Source organism: Tigheibacillus halophilus (assembly GCF_042683165.1).
Taxonomy (GTDB): Bacteria; Bacillota; Bacilli; order Bacillales; family Amphibacillaceae; genus Tigheibacillus; species Tigheibacillus halophilus.
Genome location: NZ_JBHUIZ010000003.1, coordinates 231333 through 250407, shown reverse-complemented (window position 1 = coordinate 250407; position 19075 = coordinate 231333). Strand labels below are relative to the sequence as shown.

Genomic DNA, 19075 nt, shown 5'->3' with positions numbered 1-19075 from the left:
ATGTTGACCATTAGTTTCTTTGTTCCTTTAATATTCAGTGAAAAAGACACTGAATAACGTTTCACATTCATTTATACGAAACTAGTTTACCATGGATTTCAGTCAAATGCGAACGGGAGTCGACAGTTCAATGACATTTTCATGTTCCTGAACGGAGCGGTATATTCTGCAAGAAAAAAGAATGATTTGCCTTCTGTCGGCCATTTTTTTCAGGATCCCCATCATCCTTTTATTACGTAGCATGTCAAAATGGACGAAACCATCATCAACTAAAAATGGCAGAGGATTTTCCCCACTGATTACTTCACTGATAGCCAGCCGCAGAGAAACATACAGCTGATCCATCGTACCTTTGGATAGCTCACTGACTGTGTAAACAGTTTTTCCACAGCTTTCCACTGAAAAAGGCTGTTTGCCGCTTGGTGCAATTACTCTTTCGTATGCATTGCCTGTCAATTCTTTAAAATAGATCGAGGTCTGTGCCATCACCTGATCAATATGTTTATCCCGGAAACTTCGTTTTGTCTCCTCCAGCATTTCTTTAGCCATTTTTGTAATGGACCATTGCCTGGCCAATTCTTTTACCTTGTCTTGATGCATTTGTGACTGGTGGAACAATGCGGAATGGGCTTGTGCACCCTCCATCTGTGACAATTCTGCCTGGACTTTGGCATGGTCTTTGCGATATTTCACCATTTTTTGCTCCAGTTCGTTTAACAATTTACCTGTTTGATCATAATCCCAAGCCAGTTCACTTTGCTGCGGAATATCCTGGGCAAGTTGTTCCCATTCCTCATCATGAAAAGATATGGAAAATTGCTTTCGTAAACGCTGGCTTTCCTTTTTGAGGTTTTCATATGACTGTGATTGTTCAGCAGCTTTATAATATGCTTCCTCATCCTCTACCTGGGCTGTTTGGAATAAGCGTTTCATTTCAGATTGATATACAGTCATTTCCTCCTCCAGCGTCTCCTTGGAAGCATCATTTTTTTCGAGCGCCTTGTCAATGTCAGACACTCGCTGCTGCCATCCGTGAAACTGCTTTTCTGCCTCAACTATTCTCTTCATGAGCGTTTCAACCGATTTATCTTCGTTTTTTTCGCTATTATCTGAGCCCCAATTCATTTTTCGGAAAAACGATGCAAGACCTTGGTGAAAATCATTATCTAAGCCGCGCAGCTGTGTTAATTTCATTTTTTGTTTTTCAATTTCTTTAGCGATGCGCTGGGCATTTTTGCACGCATGGTATAGCGACAGCCAAGAAGAGAGATCGACATGGCTCAGAAAAGGATACTGTTTCATTTGCTCTTCCACTCTTGAAACGATTTGTCCTTTTTGCTGCTGTATAAGTCTTTCACTTTCCTTCCACCTGATTAGCTGGATATCCAATTCTTTAATTTTCTCATATAGAGACTCTGCATCTTGCAGATTTTGATCGTCCACGTCCAATAAATATTTTCCATATTGGTACGCTTCCTTTGAAACGGTTTGTTTATCCGTTCCTGCCTGAATTTCGTTCATTATTTTCTCTATAGAGATACTGTTATTTTTTTGCCAGTTCCATTGAATGATTCCAAACAATACACTTCCTGCTGCAGCAACCGCAAAGCCAATCTGTTCCGTCATAACCGCACAAGCCAAGAAAGCAATACAAATCATCAGACTCAGGTATAAATAAGTTTTGGATTTTTTAGCCCCTCGAAGCAGTAATTGTGTCCATTCAGATCCCTTCTGATCTGAACCGGCTGCAGTCGTCTCCAGGCCTCCATACTCCTGATAAGCTTTTTGTTCCTGTTCCAAGGCTGCGCGTTTATCTCTGGACAACAATTCCGCTTGCAGGTCCTGAAGCTGTGTCTCCAGGTAAGATTGCTGCTCGTCCAAATATCGTTTTTCTTTGGCAACATTTTCTTGTTCCATCACTGATTTTTCATGGTCATTTTTTAGCTGCTCCCATGTTTTCTCAATATGAAATGGCAAATGCATTTTCGTTGCATCTTCGATGGAAAGACCAATATCCAGATCCGCCAGGGTTGTTTTTAATCCGATCGTATCTGCTTGTATTAACTGTTTACATTGCGTTATTTCTATTTGACGTTGCTGAAACTGTATGTAATCGTGTTGAAGCCCCTCAACTTGTTTTTGGGGAAAGTCTTTTATTTTTTCTTTGAGGGTGCGAATTTCATGAAGATCAGCCTTCCTATTTTTTTCAAGTACCGATAGCTCACTTTGAATGGGCAACAATCTGTCCTTCAATGCTGTCAAGCGTTTTACCCCTTCTTGCGGAAATGAAGGCGCACCGGCCATTTTTTGCAATTGCTTCCTGGCTATTTGATAGTCTTTTAGTGCAGGAAGTGCATGCTGGAGTTTTTCCAAATGCAAATGTTTTTCTTGTATATCTTTTTGCTTTTTCTGCAGCAAATCAATCCGGTTTTCTAAATCGTGCATCTCTTGCTTTTTATCGAGGTAATCAGATTCTTCATGATCATAAACGGCTATTTTTTCCTGCAATTGCTCCAATTTTTCAAGCTCCCGGTTAATTTCCGGAAGCTTTCCCCCTGGCTTAAACAATTCTCCCAATTTTGTTGACAAACGTTTTTCAATTTGATGAAGCTTGCTGGCGCCGGTAAAACCGATGCCAAGCAGCACTTCGCCAAGGTTTTCTTCCTTGATGTATTCAATTTCAGACAAATCATCAGCTGAAAATCCATAGATGGACTGGTAAATTTCTGCTGTCATTCCATTTAGCCGATCCTTCAGCCAAGCCTCATCATGAGATTGGCCATCTGCAGTTATACAAACAGCTTCTGCCTTTTTATGCTGTTCGACTCTTTCAATAATGTATTCACCATAAGTCTCATCTGCGACAACCAGCCTGCCCCCAAGTCTGCTGCTTGTCTTTGGATGGAAAAAAGCACGCTCTTTTGGAGATAGCCCAAAAAACATGAATAAGAGAAAATGATGCAAGGTTGATTTTCCAGACTCATTCTCTCCGTATACCAATTGAAAATTGCCGTTTGAGAAATCAAAAGAAAAATCTACCCATTTTCCAAATCCATAAATGTACGCATGTTTGATTTTCACTGCCTATCCCTCCTATTGGCGTAATAGTTCCTGCAAAAGCAGTGCCTGCGCTTCTTCCTTCCAACTTTTTTCCTCTTCAAATGTGACAGCAGGCAAATATTTCCTTGCTATTTTATGACTGAACAGCTCCTGTATATAAGGTTGGATAGAGACTTCGGAAAAATGCTCTGCAAGTTCTCCCACAAAGGACTGTCCTTTAACCATCGCCCCTTTGTCAAGTGTTTGCAGTTCGAAACGGTAGATATATTGCCAGCAGGTATCATGCATAATTTGTTCATTGACAATTTCTATCAGTTCTTCATAGAAATCAAATCTTTCAGCGATCAGTTTTAACTTGACCAACTGCGCCACCGTTGTTGATTTGATTTGCTGTATCCGTTCCAGGATCAACCTTTCCAGCTCATGAATTTCATTACTGTGGTTTACTGTGATTTCCAATGTGTGAAATTCGACACTTGCCAGCGGAAGAAAGCTTAGCGTTGTTTTTTGATTGCGCATCATGACATGGTAACAGCCTCTTTGTCCGCTCTCTTTAATAGAGCGTCCTTGCGTGTTCCCAGGATATACAATAACAGGATGCTGTTCTCGTACTATTTCCCGCTGATGAATGTGGCCAAGTGCCCAGTAATCGAAACTTTTCTCTGTCATATCAGTGATTTGAAAGGGAGCGTATGTATCATGTTCTGTACTGTGACCCAAACTGCCATGAAGCATGGCTATATGATAAGGAATTTGCCCATCATCCCTCATCGTATGAAACCGTTTTGCCATATTTTCTGTCACAGCACGCTGTTCATAGCTGAAACCATAGATGGCAGTCAATTTTTTACCATTTTTTTCATAAACGAAATGACGGATTTGCCCATCAGGAAAAATGTAAACATTATCCGGATAGGAAACTGGATGGATATTTCCTTGTAGATAGTCATGGTTGCCATAGGACAAATAAATTGGTATATCATATGTCTTCAATCTCTCAAAAGCATGCCTCAGCCGTAACTGGGCTTTCAGACTTTGCCGCTCATTGTCGAATAAGTCTCCAGCCAGCAATACGAAATCAACCCTCAGCCTGATTGCCTGTTCGACCAATTGATCCAAAGCCTTGAACGTACTTTCCCTGATTTCTTGCAGAATATTTTCCGGGATATCTATTAACCCCTTAAAAGGACTGTCAAGATGCAGATCAGCTGCATGGATAAAGGAAACTTCTTCTGGCATCCAGGTGCACCTCCCGTATATTTTCCTATGACCTTATTCTATCAAAATTCCGTTGCGAATGCACGTTCGCTAGAAATTACTATCTAACTGCCTGTTATATAATGATAAGACCTGGCTTGAACTTCAAGCCAGGTCTTATTGTCACGCGAGCATTCTATTTCGTTTTGAACGGTTTCTGAAATGATCCGTTACAGTATTCCACTGCCCTGTGCAGTGGATAAGAGGGATTATTCATTTTTAGTCAACTGGAACGCTTTACGAATATCCTTCAGTGAACTGGAACGCCCATACATCAATACCCCTCCGCGATAGACTCTTGCACCAATCCATGCCATGAGAGCGATCGTGGCAATCAATATGATCAGGGAAAGGCCTACCTGCCAAAAAGCGACATCCAGCATTCCAATCCGTAAAAACATCACCATGGGGGAGAAAAAAGGAATAAAGGAGCAAATAGTGACAAAACCCGAATCAGGCATACCAATTCCAAACATGGATATCATGAACGCTGCAACCACCAATAACGTCATCGGCATCACCATTTGACCGGCTTCCTCAACTCTGCTGACGAGAGAACCCAGCATTGCGGCCAGCGTTGCATAAAGCAGAAATCCAAGCAAAAAGAACACAATCGCATAAACGAAAATCTTCGGTGAAGCATTTTGAATGCCGAAAAATTCGAAAACACCACCGACAAGTTCATCCTTTTTCAAACTGATCATAGCATATCCCATTGCGGCAATCAGTACAATTTGCGACAGACCAAGCAACGCAATGCCGGTAATTTTAGCAAACATATGTGTGATCGGTGACACACTGGAAATGATGATTTCCATGACGCGAGACGATTTTTCTGTTGCCACATCTGTTGCGATGATCTGCCCATAAATCATAACTGCCATGTATAGAATGAACAGCATCACATAAACAATGCCTCTCGCCTGGTTTAGCTCTTCCTCGGTCTTAGCTGATTTATCCAAAGCTACTTTTTGAAAAACGGCCGGTTGGTATATTTTCTGGACGGTTTCCTGATCAATGCCGGCCTGCTGTGTTGCAATGGCAGTCTTCACATCCTGAACTTGCTTTTCCAGATCTTCCTGAATGGAAGATGATGCGATATTCTTGGCATAGAAGGTTGCTTCCGGCAATTTTTCATCATTCATTTTCAATTCTAACAAAGCTTTGTATTTGCCGTCAGCCACTGCTTCCTTCGCTTCTCCCATGGAAGCTTCATATTTACTTAATTGGATGTCTTCATTCCCTGCCATGCTTTTTTCCAATAGTGGGTAAAATGCCTGGGATTCATCAATAACAGCCACCTTATTCTTTCCATTGTCTGCGAATACATCAATAATGGACTGGATATTGCCGACAATTAAGATCATGGCCAGGGTAAGAATTGTCGTGATGATAAAGGTCTTTGACTTCGCTTTGTTCAAAAAAGTATGAGACGCGATGATGCGGAATTTACTCATAAGAAGCACCCACCTTTTCGATAAATATATCATTTAAGGAAGGTTCCTCAATCGCGAATTTGCGGACAAAACCTTTCCCCTCCAACGCGGAAAAAATACTCTTTGCCACGTCCTCGCTGCCAATTTTTAATTCACAGCCGTTAACCGATTTTTTAAATTGCACTACCCCTGGATACTGCTGCAAAAATTCCAGCGGAAAATCGGCATGGATGATCAGATTCTTTTTCCCATAGGAATGCTTGATGTCGCGTAAAGATCCCTGAACAACCTGTTTACCTTTTTGCAGAATACAAAGATGCTCACATAGCTCCTCGACATGCTCCATCCGATGTGAAGAAAAAACGATAGAGGTCCCCTGTTCTTTCATATCGATTACCGCTTCTTTCAGCAGCTCCACATTGATTGGATCAAGCCCTGAAAACGGCTCATCAAGTATAAGCAGTTTCGGTTTATGGATGACAGCAGAGATGAACTGAATTTTTTGCTGGTTACCTTTAGAAAGTTCTTCCACTTTTTTTTCTTTATATTCTGGTACTTTAAATCTTTCCAGCCAAAAAGAAAGCTCTGACAGTACTTCTTTTTTAGTCATACCATGCAATTTGCCCAAGTAGACAAGCTGTTCATCAACCCTCAGCTTTGGATACAATCCCCTTTCTTCAGGCAAATACCCGATCAAATGACTTTTGTTATAACCGATCGATTCTCCATCCCAGGTTATTTTTCCTTCTGTGATGTCCAAAAGCCCTAAAATCATCCGAAATGTAGTGGTTTTTCCTGCCCCATTGCCACCAAGAAAACCGAACATTTCCTTTTCCGGTATTTCCAATGAAAGCTGGTCGACAGCTGTTAAATTTCCAAAACGTTTTGTTACCTCCTGCAAAAACAAAGTCAAAACCTTTCCCCCCTCGTGTTTTCCTTTGGTCAGTCCCTTTGGGAATGATACAATTGTAAAACAAGCATCTTTTTCAGGTTCTCCTTGCGTATATCACTTAATATTTTCATCCCCCTCGAAAACAAACAGTTCTTCAATCAAACAATCGAATACCTGCGCCATTTTATGTGCTAACACCAAAGATGGTTTATATTTTCCCTTTTCCAGTGAAATGATTGTTTGTCTGGATACCTGCAATATCTCTGACAGTTCTTCTTGTGTCATTTTTGCCTGCAAGCGTTTGTCTCTGATACATGTCTTCACAGCTGATCTTTCCCTTGTGTAGTGAACTTTACATGAGTATAAAAAATTCTCTTCCCCTTGTCAAGTTTGCTTTACACACAACTTTTAAATCCAAGCAGGAGTTTTTGTCAATTTTGTCGAATAGTATGAGTAGGGTGAACGATTGTTCATTTTGATATGAAGATATTTTTAATTTGTATGAAGCTGTGGATGAAATATGTCAGCACCATGAACGACAAGCTCAAAGGTCCGCAGACCTGGATCAAGACAATAAACTTGAAATTCGAGCAACCAGGCTGAAAATCAGATGAACAAGCATGGAACTTGGGATTCATTCAGCAGAGCTGCATGTCCCAAGTTCCATGCAAGCGGGATAAATCCCATTTCATGCCTAAGACAGGAGGGTATTTACATGAAAACATATGTATTAACTGTTTTTGACAAATCAGGAGAAAAATTGCTTGATGAAAATTTTGTTGCTGAAAACGATGAAAAGGCAAAGGAAATTGGCCAATCAAAACTAGACGAAAAAGGCTTTACTGAACATACACATCGTTGCGTTTCCCCTGATGCCAAGCTTGTTCTATTCCATCGCTAAAGCTGGGAAGGGGCTTGGCCAGGGATGGCAAAGCCCCTATTATTTGTATCATTCTCCGTTAAATACAGGTTTGCGCTTTTGAAGAAACGCCTGGACTCCTTCCGCATGGTCACTTGTATTACGCAGATACCATTGATTTTCTTTTTCAGCCACTAGTATGTTTTTCAGTTTATCCATATTCTGATGATGATAAAGAGCCTTTGTTTGGAGCATGGCAATCAACGGCGAATGCTGTAATTTTCCTGCAATCTTCTGCCCAGCACTAAGCACTTCTCCCTCTGTGATGTTGTCAATAAGCTGGATGTTTCTTGCTTCTGCAGCTGAAACTGTATTTCCACTCCATATGAATTGTTTAGCCGCATTTAAACCAATTCGCTGTTCAAGGAAGAAATGACCGCCGCCATCAGGGGCAAGGCCAATACCAATAAACAGCATTCCCATTTGTGCTTCCTTATTTGCGATCACATAGTCGCACGCAAGCGCAAGACTCAACCCAAGCCCAACAGCAGAGCCATGAATCGCAGCTATAGTGAGTTTCGGCATACGGTATAATGTGAGCACTATTTCTTCTATCAAGCTCATGACTGTTTCAAATTCCTTCTTTTCGGCGAAATCCTTCATCATCTTTATATCACCGCCGGCACAAAATGCTTTTCCTCCACCAGTTAGAATCATGATACGATCTGTGTTTTGTTCCGTTTCCTGGAGGGCATGCAGCAATGCATCCAACATTTCCCGATTCAAAGCATTAAACTGCTCCGGTCTGTTCAGTTGAATATAAGAAATACCTTCTTTACTTTGATATATGACCGTCCGCAACATAATTTCCTCCTTCTAGTAAAATGAAATATTATTCAGTGGTATTTTCTCCCCGCTGAGTCGTTAACGGAACCAATCAAACATGTTTTAGCTGTTTACCACTATCCGTGTACAGTGATATGCAAGTCTCTTCATGCCTGAAAAGTAATCGCTTTTTCATTGATACGGAATATATGAATGAACAATCACTCATTTCATTATTAAATCGAATTAGATACACAATCCAGCTAAACTTCTCAGCCCACGTGAGGCCAAATAAACTATTTCCTTTGCCGTACAGTCAAATATAGTGGCCTATCTCTCCTATCATATTTATTTAATTATTCTTATTACTCATCATAACATGTTAACCACTCCTGGGAAAGGAGTGTTCCAACTTGCAAAAAAGAACTCATTTAACTGAGTTCTTTCTATCGTTCCGTTATTTTAATTCAGCTGATCATTTTCACTGGTAGTACCATATAATTCTTCAAGCGGTTTTGTGATAATGCGGCTGATATCATTAATAATGATGTTAAGGCGCTGCTCTTTATCCATTAATCCGGAAATGCCGGGGTGTTCCTGTACCAATTCAACGATTTTGCGGGCTTTTTCAACTTCTTCCTCTGTGATTTCTTCACCCTGCATTTGTTTTTCCTGAAGAGCAATTTGTGTATCGCGGAATTCTTCAAACATTTTTTTCGCAGACGAATCACTCATGACTGCCTCATAAGCTTGTTGCAATTCCTTGAATTCTTCGCTTTCCCGAATTGCTTTTTCTAAGTCATATGCACTGTCATACATGTTAGGCATAGCGTTTAAACCTCTCCTTTGGTTTCTATGTATGTTGAAATTTTAACCCGAAAAAAACCCCGAGGTACGGGTCACTTCATGCACTAACTATAACAAACCCGTTGATGAATGTATAGTATGCGAAATTACAAAATAAAAATTCAGACCACTTAAAAATATGCAAATCCACTGGTATAATTGCTGTAAGACGATGGAAATGAGGATTTTGCAATGCTTACACAACTAAAAAATCTTTTTTCAAGTTTTGTTTTGAAAGAAAACTGCAGCGACAAAAACATAAAAAAATATCGTTGGTTCATTACACCAGATCAAACGATATTTGGTGTGGAAAAAGCAGAACTCTCAGAACGAGATTTACAGCTGCTGAAAGCTTTCACACAACCATATGAGGCGCTATTGCCCTCACTTACTACAAAAGAAAACGAATGGTGGAAACGAATCAGCAACACTGAAGAATCTAAACAACCGCAAAGCACCGCATCTCCTTATCGCTTTGTATATTTCATTATGCCTGAACAGCAGGCTGATCCAATTTCCTTTAAAGAAGCTTTACACGTGCTCTTTGGTTATGAAGCTCCAATACTCTGGCTTCATCCTAATGAGGGCGTATTGATCGAAGAAATCAATGAAGCAGAAGACCAGATTTCCTACAGTCAGATTATTGATACGCTGACGAGCGACTTGTATGTGAACATCAAGTTTCTTCCTGGTCCCTTTCAATCAAATTTGACCCGTGCGCCTGCCTATTACCAGGAACTGGTCACTTTTGCGAGAAGTGCGTTTGAAAGGACCGATAAAAATGTGCTAACTTATATGGAAGCTATCGTTTTCAGTGTATTGTCCCATACAGACGCCGCGGACATCAAATCAGTCAGCACCATGACTCTTCAAGAATTCGCAGATGATCAACCATTTCTAGATACATTGACAGTTTTTTTTCAATGTAATCTGAACCTTTCCGAAGCCGCCAAACAGCTATATATGCATCGCAACAGCCTGCAGTACCGGCTCGATAAATTCAGACAGAAAACTGGACTTGATGTCCGAGATTTCCACCAAGCAGTGACCGTTTACCTGGGCATCTTATTCAAGCATTTCCGATAACCGTTCTTTTTGTAAATGTGCACGAAACAAGCTGCTATCTTTGTGCATTTTTGTCATTTACGTAATTATTCGACATTTATATAATGGAATCAGGCTAAAGCGTTTTCATCAAACAGGAGGAATGGTAAAATGGCTGAACTGCGTTTAGAACATATTCAAAAAATGTATGATAAAAAAGTTGTCGCTGTCAACGATTTCAATCTTCATATTCAAGATAAGGAATTCATCGTGTTTGTCGGTCCATCTGGCTGCGGAAAATCCACCACTCTGCGTATGGTGGCCGGTTTGGAAGAAATTTCAGATGGTGAGCTGTATATCGATGATAAGAAAATGAATGACGTCGCACCTAAAGACAGGGACATTGCCATGGTTTTTCAAAACTATGCATTATACCCACATATGAACGTATACGATAATATGGCGTTTGGTCTGAAATTGCGCAAGTTCAAAAAAGAAGAAATCCAAAAGCGTGTACATGATGCAGCCAAAATACTCGGGCTGGAAGCCTACCTTGACCGTAAGCCAAAGGCTCTGTCCGGCGGCCAGCGTCAGCGTGTTGCATTGGGACGTGCTATCGTCCGTGATGCAAAAGTCTTTTTAATGGATGAGCCTTTGTCAAACCTGGATGCAAAACTCCGTGTACAAATGCGCGCTGAGATCCAAAAATTGCATAAGCGGCTGCAAACGACCACAATCTATGTAACCCATGATCAGACAGAAGCGATGACCATGGCAACACGGCTTGTTGTCATGAAGGACGGTGTCATCCAGCAAGTAGGCTCTCCAAAAGAAGTATATGACAATCCTGATAATGTATTTGTCGGCGGATTTATCGGATCTCCTTCCATGAATTTTTTATCTGGAAAACTGGAAAATGGCTGCTTTGTCATGGAAGATGTTAAAGTCAAAATCCCTGAAGGAAAACTGAAGGTACTTCGTGAGCAGGATTATGAGAATAAGGAAATCATTTTAGGGATCCGCCCTGAAGATATCCATGACGAACCTGTATTTATCGATTCCACACCGGATACAAAAATTACCGCCCATATCGATGTTGCTGAATTGATGGGTGCTGAAACGTATCTTTACTCGAAAATCAATGACCAGGATTTTGTTGCCCGGGTCGACTCCCGTACAGACATTCATGGCGGTGAAAAAATTGATTTGGCATTCAATATGAATAACGCACATTTCTTTGATACAGCATCCGAACGAAGAATTCGTTAAAATTTTGACCGCATAATTTAAGGGGAAAGCCTTTAAGCTTTCCCCTTTATGAGGTCTTCCACCTCTAGCCATTATTATTTATGAGTAGAAAATTGTTGTTGTGCAGTTGCAACCAGGCGTTTCGTAATTTCACCACCAACAGAACCGTTTGCGCGGGAAGTAGTGTCAGCACCTAAGTTCACGCCAAATTCCTGGGCAATTTCATATTTCATTTGATCCAATGCTTGCTGTACGCCAGGTACAACCAATTGATTTGAATTGTTGCTAGCCATGTCTATCACCTCCTGTAATCATATTGTTTGCATATCTCTAAGACTTATCACAAAAAGCACTTGGTAATTTGTGCTTCTTCACCGCAAATATGGTAAATCAAATTTAACATCCTGATTTGTTTTGCAGAAGTGGGTGGCTGCAATGATTTAGCCATTACATTATTGCTTTTACATATACCAAAGGAAAGCGGCCAGCTCTTTTGAGCCGGCCGCTTTCCTTGTTTATGTTTATGATTGATATCATTTATTTTGGCTGTGTCATTTCCTTCGGTTTCACATATTCATCAAATTGCTCGCTTGTCAGCAAATCCAAATCAATGGCAGCTTCTTTCAATGTGGTGTTATCCGCGAATGCTTTTTTGGCAATCTTTGCTGCATTTTCATAACCTATATGCGGGTTCAATGCGGTGACCAGCATAAGTGAATCATTTAAATGATTGTCGATTTTCTCATGATTCGGCTCGATCCCTTGCGCACAACGCTCGTCGAAAGACAGAATGCTGTCGGCTAGCAGTTGGCTGGATTGCATGAAATTATAGGCCATTACAGGTTTGAAAACATTCAACTCAAAATTCCCCTGGCTGGCTGCAAAACCGATAGCAGCATCATTTCCCATTACCTGGACAGCTACCATAGTGACTGCTTCGCATTGTGTCGGATTAACTTTTCCCGGCATAATTGAGCTGCCAGGTTCGTTCGCAGGTATGACAAGTTCACCAATGCCGCATCTTGGCCCGCTTGCAAGCCAGCGGACATCATTGGCAATCTTCATCATATTGGCTGCAAGTGCTTTTAATGCGCCATGCGCATAAACCATTTCATCATAGCTTGTCAACGAATGGAACTTATTCGGAGCAGAGATGAATTCTTTATTCGTTTCTTTACTGATTTCAGCGCAAACACGAGCTGCAAATTCGGGATGTGCATTTAAACCTGTCCCTACGGCCGTTCCGCCAATAGCCAGTTCTTTCAAATGATCGGCACTTTCTGCCACCATCATTTCCGCTCTTTCCAGCATACGGTGCCAGCCACTGATTTCCTGTCCCAACGTCAGTGGGGTGGCATCTTGCAAATGGGTACGACCGATTTTTACCACATCTGCAAATGCATCCATTTTTTCTTTCAATGTGGCTTTCAGCTGTTTGATTGCCGGCAAAACTTGGTCTTCCAACTTTAGAACAGCACCGACATGAAATGAAGTCGGATATGTATCATTGGAGCTTTGTGATTTATTGACATCATCATTTGGATGTAAAGTCAAATCGCTTCCCTGCTCTTGCAGCCATTTGTTTCCTACATGCGCGATGACTTCATTCACATTCATGTTCGACTGTGTTCCACTCCCCGTTTGCCAGACAACCAATGGAAAATGTTCAGTCAGTTTTCCCGATATAACCAAATCTGCTGCATATGCAATAGCTTCGGCTTTCTGTTTATCCAACAATCCAAGATCACTATTTGCTTTGGCAGCGCTTTTTTTTAAAATCGCAAACGCCAGGATGACCTCTTGAGGCATCTTTTCATTCCCGATTGGAAAATTCTGTTTGCTTCGTTGTGTTTGAGCTCCCCAGTATTTTTCAGCAGGTACCTTTATTTCCCCTATCGTATCATGTTCCACGCGGTATTCCATATCAGATTCCTCCCCAAAGTGAATGTTACTTCTTAAGCTATTGTATCAGAAATATATTGAAAGACACAAAATTGTACGCTTTGTCCATTCACTAAGCGATTTTATCCTTTATACTGTTCATAGTAATATTTTTGCCGTCTAAAGAGGGCAAAAAGGAGGTTTTTTCAAATTGCCTGCTATTTGGACTCATATGCTGTTTTGTGAAGATATAGCAGATACGATCCGAACTGTTCCAAACAGCGTTTTCGCCAATGACACCTACATGAAGCTAGGATCACAAGGAACTAACCCATTGTATTTCCGACATTTCTGGCTTGGAAAAAGACTGCCCTTCAAACAATGCGACCTTGAACTGCAGACAAATGGAACTGCATTAATAATAGATATGATTCAAGAAGCGAAAAAAATGGATGATGAAGCTAAGGCATATATTTTCGGCTTTATCACGCATTTCATTCTCTTAAAACATATTTGCCCATATATGAGATATGGTGCTGAAAATATAACGAATTCCACTGATAAAATGGATATAGCTATTGATACCATCATGATGGAGAAATTTCATAATCTTAAAGCATGGACTTCACGTGTTTATAAAGAAATAGATGTCGGATTTTCCATCAATAAAGATATCTGCACATTACTTCATCGCCTGTTTGCGGACCATTTCCCTTCTTTTACCAGAATTACTGATAAAAAATTTCAAATGGCTTACAGAGAAATGAAGCTTACCTTGCGTTTGTTGGCAGACCCTAGTGGATGGAAAAACAAGCTTTTCAAACACTTTTTCACACCTTTCTCCCATGAACTGCTGGATCAAGGAAAGGATTACCTGAACCTTGAGCATCATGCATGGCACCATCCGACTACTGGTAAAACAAGCACAGACAGTTTCCTTGATTTATACAACAGAAGCAGAAGTACCGCACTGGAGATTTTGTCGCTTGTCATGCATTATTGGGACCAAAGCAATAATGCATTGCCAACGGTTTTAATACAACTTTTCCAACAATTAACTGACATACCAGCTGATCAATCAAAAAATGGACCCGAATTCATGGCCGAAGTGACGGGAAAATCCAATTGATATGATAAATTTTTTGCCGTCTTTAGAAACCTCAACCAATGTAATTCGCTGCACACAAAAAAGCCTGCCTGTTTGGGTATCGATCCCCGAAAATTAGATTTTTACTCTAACTTTCGGGGGCGGCACCCTGTTTGGCGGGCTTTTATATTATACGCTATCTGATTTGGCACTTATTATTCCCATACATACTGCTTATATGCCTCACTCAATTTATGAAACGCTTCGGCATTACCTTGATCGAGTGCGGTATTCAGCTGCTGCTCTAATCTTTTTTTATTTTCCTTGAAGCATAATTCATCAAGCAGCATTCGGGAATTGAGACTAATTTCAAAAGGCATTTCTTTTTTCGCATAGAGCGTTTTTCCAATATACCGATTAAACCGATAAATGACCTTTTCTTTTTTCATGGGACACTCCCCCTAGTCTCCTTTATTCTATTATCTGAAATTTTATGTATAATTGCAATAGGTAAATAACATTTTCTTTTTATTGGCAGGATACTAAAAGGATTTACCCATGCCAACAGATATAACCGAAGGCTGTTATGTTTCTCTAGACTCACCGTTATACGATTTGTTAAAATGTTATAGCTGTCATGTAAGCATTTTTCAAAGTAATTTTAATGGAGGAACATGCATTGAATCATACAGAAGATATCAAGCGCGGAGAAAAAGGAGCAATCATCAGCATCTTTGCATACCTTTTTTTAGCTTTGATGAAACTTTTCATTGGATATATGGGCCATTCTGATGCACTTCGGGCTGATGGCTTGAATAACTCAACCGATGTGGTGGCATCCATCGCCATTTTAGTCGGATTAAAAATATCGAGAAAACCACCAGATAAAGAACATCGTTATGGCCATTACCGTGCAGAAACAGTTGCGTCCTTATTTGCAGCATTCATCATGATTGCGGTTGGAATACAAGTTATTATTGACACCATCCAAAAAATCTTCAGCCACCAAACCCAGCAGCCAAGCATGCTTACCGCCTGGACTGCCATCGGTGCAGCAGCTATCATGTTTATCGTCTACTTTTTCAATTTATCACTGGCGAAAAAAATCAACAGCAGTGCCATTCATGCAGCTGCCCAGGATAATAAATCTGACGCACTTGTCAGTATTGGCGCTTTTATCGGGATTATCGGCGCACAATTTGGGCTATACTGGCTGGATCCACTCGCCGGTCTTATTGTCGGCGTCATCATTTGCCATACTGCATGGCAAATATTCGCAGATTCGACTCGAACACTAACAGATGGCTTTGACGAAAATAAACTGGAAAGAATCCGTGAAAGCGTCACAGATGTAAAACAAGTAAAGGAAGTAAAAGACATCAAGGGGAGGATTTTGGGAAACCAGGCCTTTGTGGATATCACTATACTTGTGGATCCAACACTGAATGTGACCGAAAGTCACGCTATTACAGAGAATATTGAAGGACTGCTTGAAGAAAAACATCACATTTCGTACGCACAAATTCATATCGAACCATATTATGAGGAAACATAAAAAAATATACCGGCATTCTAGATATATGGATGCCGGTATACGCATGAATCACCTTGGTAATTGTGCTTGTAATTGTGCGCGAATATATTTTGATTGCTGGTATTCTTTTTGCCGTCTTTTTTCAACTGTGATCCGTTCTGTCAGTTTCCTCCCATATTCAGCGAAGCTGATATTATGAGATTGTTGCATAGCTTTCTCCATTTCTGGAGTGTAGTTCATTTTTATGCCACTAAGAATAGTGAACCATCCCTTTCTTGAACCTTAAATAAAATGTTAACACAGAGACAATACCCTGTTCAAAGTTCAAATAAACGGATGACATCTGCTGATGCATGCTCTCACGCGCTCACCAATATATAGCGAGGAATCCGCCACATTTTTGACGAATTCCTCGCTATTCCTATAAATATGAAGCAAACGGCAGATTTTACTTATCCCCGCCTACCGGAACAATGGCACCTTTATATTTATCCAATATAAAATCTTGAATTTCCTTCGAATGCAGCACATCGACAAGCTTATTCAATTCCTTGTTCTTTTTATCTTCTGCACGAACAGCGATAACATTGACATAAGGTGAATCTTTACCTTCAATGAATAATGCATCCTTCAGCGGATTCAAGCCTGCTCCGATAGCGTAATTCGTATTGATTGCAACAAGCACGTTTTTCTCGCTGTTATAAAGCTCAGGGAGGAACGCAGCTTCATTATCCGCCGAAAACTTCAAGTTTTTTGGATTTTCGGCAATATCCTTGATTGTGGCGTTCGTTTTATCAATCCCATCCTTCAATTTGATCAGTCCTTGCTTTTCAAATAAGGAAAGTACTCTGCCGTGGTCAGCCACTGAGTTACTCATGATGACTTCTGTTCCCTTTTTGATATCATCGACATTTTTGATATCTTTAGAATAAACACCCATCGGCTCGATATGGATGCCGTCTATATAATCCAGATCATAACCTGTATCTTTTTTGGTTTGCTCTAAATATGGTATATGCTGGAAATAATTAGCATCCAGATCGCCATTTGCTAAATCGTCATTTGGCAGCACATAATCCTGATAAGGTTTGATTGTCAACTTAATACCTTTCTTTTTCAAGATCGGCTTTGCTTTCTCCAAAATCTCCGCATGCGGTTCACTGGAAGCTCCTACAATGATTTCCTTTTCGCCTTTTGCATTATCTTTTTTATCGCCGCCGCAGGCAGCCAATCCTAAAATAAGCACTACACTGATTAAAAGCAGTATCTTTTTCATCTCTTTTTTATCCCCTTTTACCTTTTGTCTATTTTATTTGCTATGAAGTCACCAATGAATTGGAATATGAAAACAATCACGACAATTGCTGCAGAACAAACAAATACGATATCGAAAGCACGTCGCTGAAAACCGAAATAATATGCATAGTTTCCAAGCCCGCCGGCTCCGATGGCTCCTGCCATGGCAGTATATCCGATCAAAGCGATAGCTGTGACTGTGATGCCGGATATTAGTGCCGGCATAGACTCAGGCAGCAGCACTTTGAAAATGATAGTACTTGTTTTGGCACCCATCGCTTTTGCTGCTTCTACAACACCTTTGTCCACTTCCCTTAACCCGATTTCTACCAGGCGAGCGTAAAATGGCGCTGCACCGATGATCAATGCGGGAAGCGCAGCGTTCGGACCGCGTATGGTCCCGACAATGAAATTGGTGAAAGGAAATAGTAACAGAATCAAGATAATGAATGGTATCGCCCGGAAAATATTGACTACCGCAGCGGTTACCAAGTTAATTAGCTTATTTTGCCAAATGCCGCCTTTCATCGTCAAATAGAGCAACAGCCCAAGCATAATCCCCAAAATAAAAGTACCGATCAAGCTTAGTATTGTCATATAAAACGTTTCGTAAATGGCCTGATATAATTCGCCCATATCCAGATTCGCAAAGAATTCATCTTTCATTATCTATGACCTCCATTTCTATTGAGGTCTGCTTTTCAACATGATCGAGAGCGCGGTCTATTTCTTGCTGGTCGCCTATCAATTCCACAAACAACGTACCATAGGCCCCGTGTTGTGTATGAGTGATCTTGCCTTGAAGAATGTTCAGATCAATATCGAATCGCTTAGCCAGTTGACTGATCAATGCCTGATTTGTCGTCTCTCCGATAAAATGCAGACGAATGATATTCTTTCCGCTGCCAGCCTGAAATAATTGATGGATTTCTTCCGTATCCGCGTCTGTGTTCCCCATTACCTGCTCCACAAATTTTCTTGTGACAGGCTGTTTTGGACGGGAAAAAACTTCCAGCACATTCCCTTGTTCCACAACTTTTCCATTCTCCATCACTGCCACCCGATTGCAAATTTTACGAATGACATGCATTTCATGGGTGATGATGATAATGGTTAATCCAAGTTTTTGGTTAATACTTACCAACAGATCCAAAATAGCATTCGTCGTTTCCGGGTCCAGTGCCGACGTCGCTTCATCGCATAGCAAGACATCCGGTTTATTGGCCAGTGCCCTTGCGATGCCTACACGCTGCTTCTGCCCTCCGCTTAGCTGGGACGGGTATGCATCTTCTCTCCCAGATAAACCGACTAAATCGATCAATTCCTGGACCTGCTTTTGTCTTTCCGATTTTTTGACTCCAGCTATTTCCAGCGGAAAAGAAATGTTCTCCCGCACCGTCCGTGACCATAGCAAATTGAAATGCTGAAAAATCATACCGATATTTTGTCTTACTTCTCTCAGCTGGTTTTTGGATAAGCTTGTAATTTCTTGTTCCCCGATCGTAACAGTACCTGAAGTCGGATCTTCCAGCCTGTTAAGCATACGGATAAACGTGCTTTTTCCGGCACCACTGTAGCCAATCACGCCAAAGATTTCTCCAGTCTGAATATCCATGGTAAGCTGATCGACAGCAGTGATTTGTTTTTCCCCAATTGTAAATTCCTTTGTCAGGGAATCAATCTTTATCATGTTAAAACCTCCTGGACGCTCCGTGTTTCATCATAGCACGTCCCTTTCTGATGGAATTGAATAGACATGAAGGACTGTATCCTTTGCCTCTAAAAAAAGATGTCCTCCTGTAAGCGAACA

Annotated in this window: 19 protein-coding genes; 5 read left to right on the top strand and 14 right to left on the bottom strand. The window is 40.8% G+C overall.

The genetic code is table 11. The features are described from left to right. Positions 1–102: 102 nt before the first annotated feature. The 5 genes from ACFSMW_RS01700 to ACFSMW_RS01680 form a co-directional block, all read right to left on the bottom strand. A complete protein-coding gene (locus ACFSMW_RS01700) occupies positions 103–3081 on the bottom strand; it encodes an ATP-binding protein (protein ID WP_390352461.1) in 2979 nt (992 codons plus the stop codon). Positions 3082–3093: 12 nt separating this feature from the next. Continuing rightward, positions 3094–4299 carry a metallophosphoesterase family protein gene (locus ACFSMW_RS01695; protein ID WP_390352459.1) on the bottom strand — a complete coding sequence of 402 codons (1206 nt, stop codon included), beginning with the start codon at positions 4297–4299 and terminating at the stop codon, positions 3094–3096. A gap of 227 nt (positions 4300–4526) precedes the next feature. Beyond that, the gene (locus tag ACFSMW_RS01690; protein WP_390352457.1) at positions 4527–5774 is read right to left on the bottom strand and encodes an ABC transporter permease; all 1248 of its coding nucleotides are present in this window, start codon (positions 5772–5774) and stop codon (positions 4527–4529) included. After that, positions 5767–6666 (bottom strand): ABC transporter ATP-binding protein, encoded by a 900-nt coding sequence (locus tag ACFSMW_RS01685; protein ID WP_390352455.1) that lies wholly within the window; start codon positions 6664–6666, stop codon positions 5767–5769. Before ACFSMW_RS01685 ends, ACFSMW_RS01690 begins: the two co-directional genes overlap by 8 nt. A gap of 93 nt (positions 6667–6759) precedes the next feature. Beyond that, complete coding sequence (locus ACFSMW_RS01680) at positions 6760–6969, bottom strand: helix-turn-helix transcriptional regulator (RefSeq protein ID WP_390352453.1); 210 nt, start codon at positions 6967–6969, stop codon at positions 6760–6762. 391 nt (positions 6970–7360) lie between these two features. On the opposite strand from ACFSMW_RS01680, the gene ACFSMW_RS01675 reads away from it, so the two are divergent. After that, a complete protein-coding gene (locus ACFSMW_RS01675) occupies positions 7361–7546 on the top strand; it encodes a YhzD family protein (protein ID WP_390352451.1) in 186 nt (61 codons plus the stop codon). Between the two features lie 48 nt (positions 7547–7594). Here the strand turns inward: ACFSMW_RS01675 and ACFSMW_RS01670 are convergent, their stop codons facing one another. Then, entirely contained in the window at positions 7595–8368 is a 774-nt protein-coding gene (locus ACFSMW_RS01670) for an enoyl-CoA hydratase (protein ID WP_390352449.1), read from the bottom strand. 423 nt (positions 8369–8791) lie between these two features. Continuing rightward, entirely contained in the window at positions 8792–9157 is a 366-nt protein-coding gene (locus ACFSMW_RS01665) for a YlbF family regulator (RefSeq protein WP_390352447.1), read from the bottom strand. 210 nt (positions 9158–9367) lie between these two features. Between ACFSMW_RS01665 and ACFSMW_RS01660 the strand changes: the two genes are divergently transcribed. Continuing rightward, entirely contained in the window at positions 9368–10261 is an 894-nt protein-coding gene (locus ACFSMW_RS01660) for a PucR family transcriptional regulator (protein ID WP_390352446.1), read from the top strand. Positions 10262–10390: 129 nt separating this feature from the next. Then, positions 10391–11488 (top strand): ABC transporter ATP-binding protein, encoded by a 1098-nt coding sequence (locus ACFSMW_RS01655; protein WP_390352444.1) that lies wholly within the window; start codon positions 10391–10393, stop codon positions 11486–11488. A gap of 74 nt (positions 11489–11562) precedes the next feature. On the opposite strand, the gene ACFSMW_RS01650 is transcribed toward ACFSMW_RS01655, so the two are convergent. Together ACFSMW_RS01650 and fumC are read right to left on the bottom strand one after the other, a co-directional pair. After that, the gene (locus ACFSMW_RS01650) at positions 11563–11760 is read right to left on the bottom strand and encodes a small, acid-soluble spore protein, alpha/beta type (protein WP_390352443.1); all 198 of its coding nucleotides are present in this window, start codon (positions 11758–11760) and stop codon (positions 11563–11565) included. Between the two features lie 244 nt (positions 11761–12004). Beyond that, entirely contained in the window at positions 12005–13390 is a 1386-nt protein-coding gene (gene fumC / locus ACFSMW_RS01645; protein WP_390352441.1) for a class II fumarate hydratase, read from the bottom strand. A gap of 169 nt (positions 13391–13559) precedes the next feature. Here fumC and ACFSMW_RS01640 point away from each other — a divergent pair, with 169 nt between their 5' ends. Next, positions 13560–14477 carry a hypothetical protein gene (locus ACFSMW_RS01640; RefSeq protein WP_390352439.1) on the top strand — a complete coding sequence of 306 codons (918 nt, stop codon included), beginning with the start codon at positions 13560–13562 and terminating at the stop codon, positions 14475–14477. A 173-nt stretch (positions 14478–14650) separates the two neighbouring features. Here the strand turns inward: ACFSMW_RS01640 and ACFSMW_RS01635 are convergent, their stop codons facing one another. Next, entirely contained in the window at positions 14651–14884 is a 234-nt protein-coding gene (locus ACFSMW_RS01635; protein ID WP_390352437.1) for an IDEAL domain-containing protein, read from the bottom strand. A 230-nt stretch (positions 14885–15114) separates the two neighbouring features. On the opposite strand from ACFSMW_RS01635, the gene ACFSMW_RS01630 reads away from it, so the two are divergent. Next, positions 15115–15990, top strand: a complete 876-nt coding sequence (locus ACFSMW_RS01630; protein ID WP_390352435.1) for a cation diffusion facilitator family transporter — start codon at positions 15115–15117, stop codon at positions 15988–15990. Between the two features lie 48 nt (positions 15991–16038). Here ACFSMW_RS01630 and ACFSMW_RS01625 read toward each other — a convergent pair whose 3' ends face one another. From ACFSMW_RS01625 to ACFSMW_RS01610, 4 genes are all read right to left on the bottom strand, one after another. After that, entirely contained in the window at positions 16039–16179 is a 141-nt protein-coding gene (locus ACFSMW_RS01625; protein WP_390352433.1) for a YuzK family famiily protein, read from the bottom strand. A 238-nt stretch (positions 16180–16417) separates the two neighbouring features. Further along, a complete protein-coding gene (locus ACFSMW_RS01620) occupies positions 16418–17245 on the bottom strand; it encodes a MetQ/NlpA family ABC transporter substrate-binding protein (RefSeq protein WP_390352432.1) in 828 nt (275 codons plus the stop codon). A gap of 17 nt (positions 17246–17262) precedes the next feature. Next, positions 17263–17931 carry a methionine ABC transporter permease gene (locus ACFSMW_RS01615; RefSeq protein WP_390352431.1) on the bottom strand — a complete coding sequence of 223 codons (669 nt, stop codon included), beginning with the start codon at positions 17929–17931 and terminating at the stop codon, positions 17263–17265. Continuing rightward, positions 17921–18955: a methionine ABC transporter ATP-binding protein gene (locus ACFSMW_RS01610; protein ID WP_390352429.1), complete on the bottom strand. Its 1035-nt coding sequence runs from the start codon at positions 18953–18955 to the stop codon at positions 17921–17923. The genes ACFSMW_RS01615 and ACFSMW_RS01610 overlap by 11 nt, the downstream gene beginning before the upstream one ends. Positions 18956–19075: the final 120 nt, after the last annotated feature.

Coding starts and splice junctions, on each gene's coding strand:
- ACFSMW_RS01660 (WP_390352446.1), top strand. CDS start 9,368: ATGCTTACACAACTAAAAAATCTTTTTTCAAGTTTTGTTTTGAAAGAA.
- ACFSMW_RS01670 (WP_390352449.1), bottom strand. CDS start 8,368: ATGTTGCGGACGGTCATATATCAAAGTAAAGAAGGTATTTCTTATATT.
- ACFSMW_RS01665 (WP_390352447.1), bottom strand. CDS start 9,157: ATGCCTAACATGTATGACAGTGCATATGACTTAGAAAAAGCAATTCGG.
- ACFSMW_RS01655 (WP_390352444.1), top strand. CDS start 10,391: ATGGCTGAACTGCGTTTAGAACATATTCAAAAAATGTATGATAAAAAA.
- ACFSMW_RS01625 (WP_390352433.1), bottom strand. CDS start 16,179: ATGCAACAATCTCATAATATCAGCTTCGCTGAATATGGGAGGAAACTG.
- ACFSMW_RS01610 (WP_390352429.1), bottom strand. CDS start 18,955: ATGATAAAGATTGATTCCCTGACAAAGGAATTTACAATTGGGGAAAAA.
- ACFSMW_RS01615 (WP_390352431.1), bottom strand. CDS start 17,931: ATGAAAGATGAATTCTTTGCGAATCTGGATATGGGCGAATTATATCAG.
- ACFSMW_RS01695 (WP_390352459.1), bottom strand. CDS start 4,299: ATGCCAGAAGAAGTTTCCTTTATCCATGCAGCTGATCTGCATCTTGAC.
- ACFSMW_RS01650 (WP_390352443.1), bottom strand. CDS start 11,760: ATGGCTAGCAACAATTCAAATCAATTGGTTGTACCTGGCGTACAGCAA.
- fumC (WP_390352441.1), bottom strand. CDS start 13,390: ATGGAATACCGCGTGGAACATGATACGATAGGGGAAATAAAGGTACCT.
- ACFSMW_RS01690 (WP_390352457.1), bottom strand. CDS start 5,774: ATGAGTAAATTCCGCATCATCGCGTCTCATACTTTTTTGAACAAAGCG.
- ACFSMW_RS01675 (WP_390352451.1), top strand. CDS start 7,361: ATGAAAACATATGTATTAACTGTTTTTGACAAATCAGGAGAAAAATTG.
- ACFSMW_RS01620 (WP_390352432.1), bottom strand. CDS start 17,245: ATGAAAAAGATACTGCTTTTAATCAGTGTAGTGCTTATTTTAGGATTG.
- ACFSMW_RS01635 (WP_390352437.1), bottom strand. CDS start 14,884: ATGAAAAAAGAAAAGGTCATTTATCGGTTTAATCGGTATATTGGAAAA.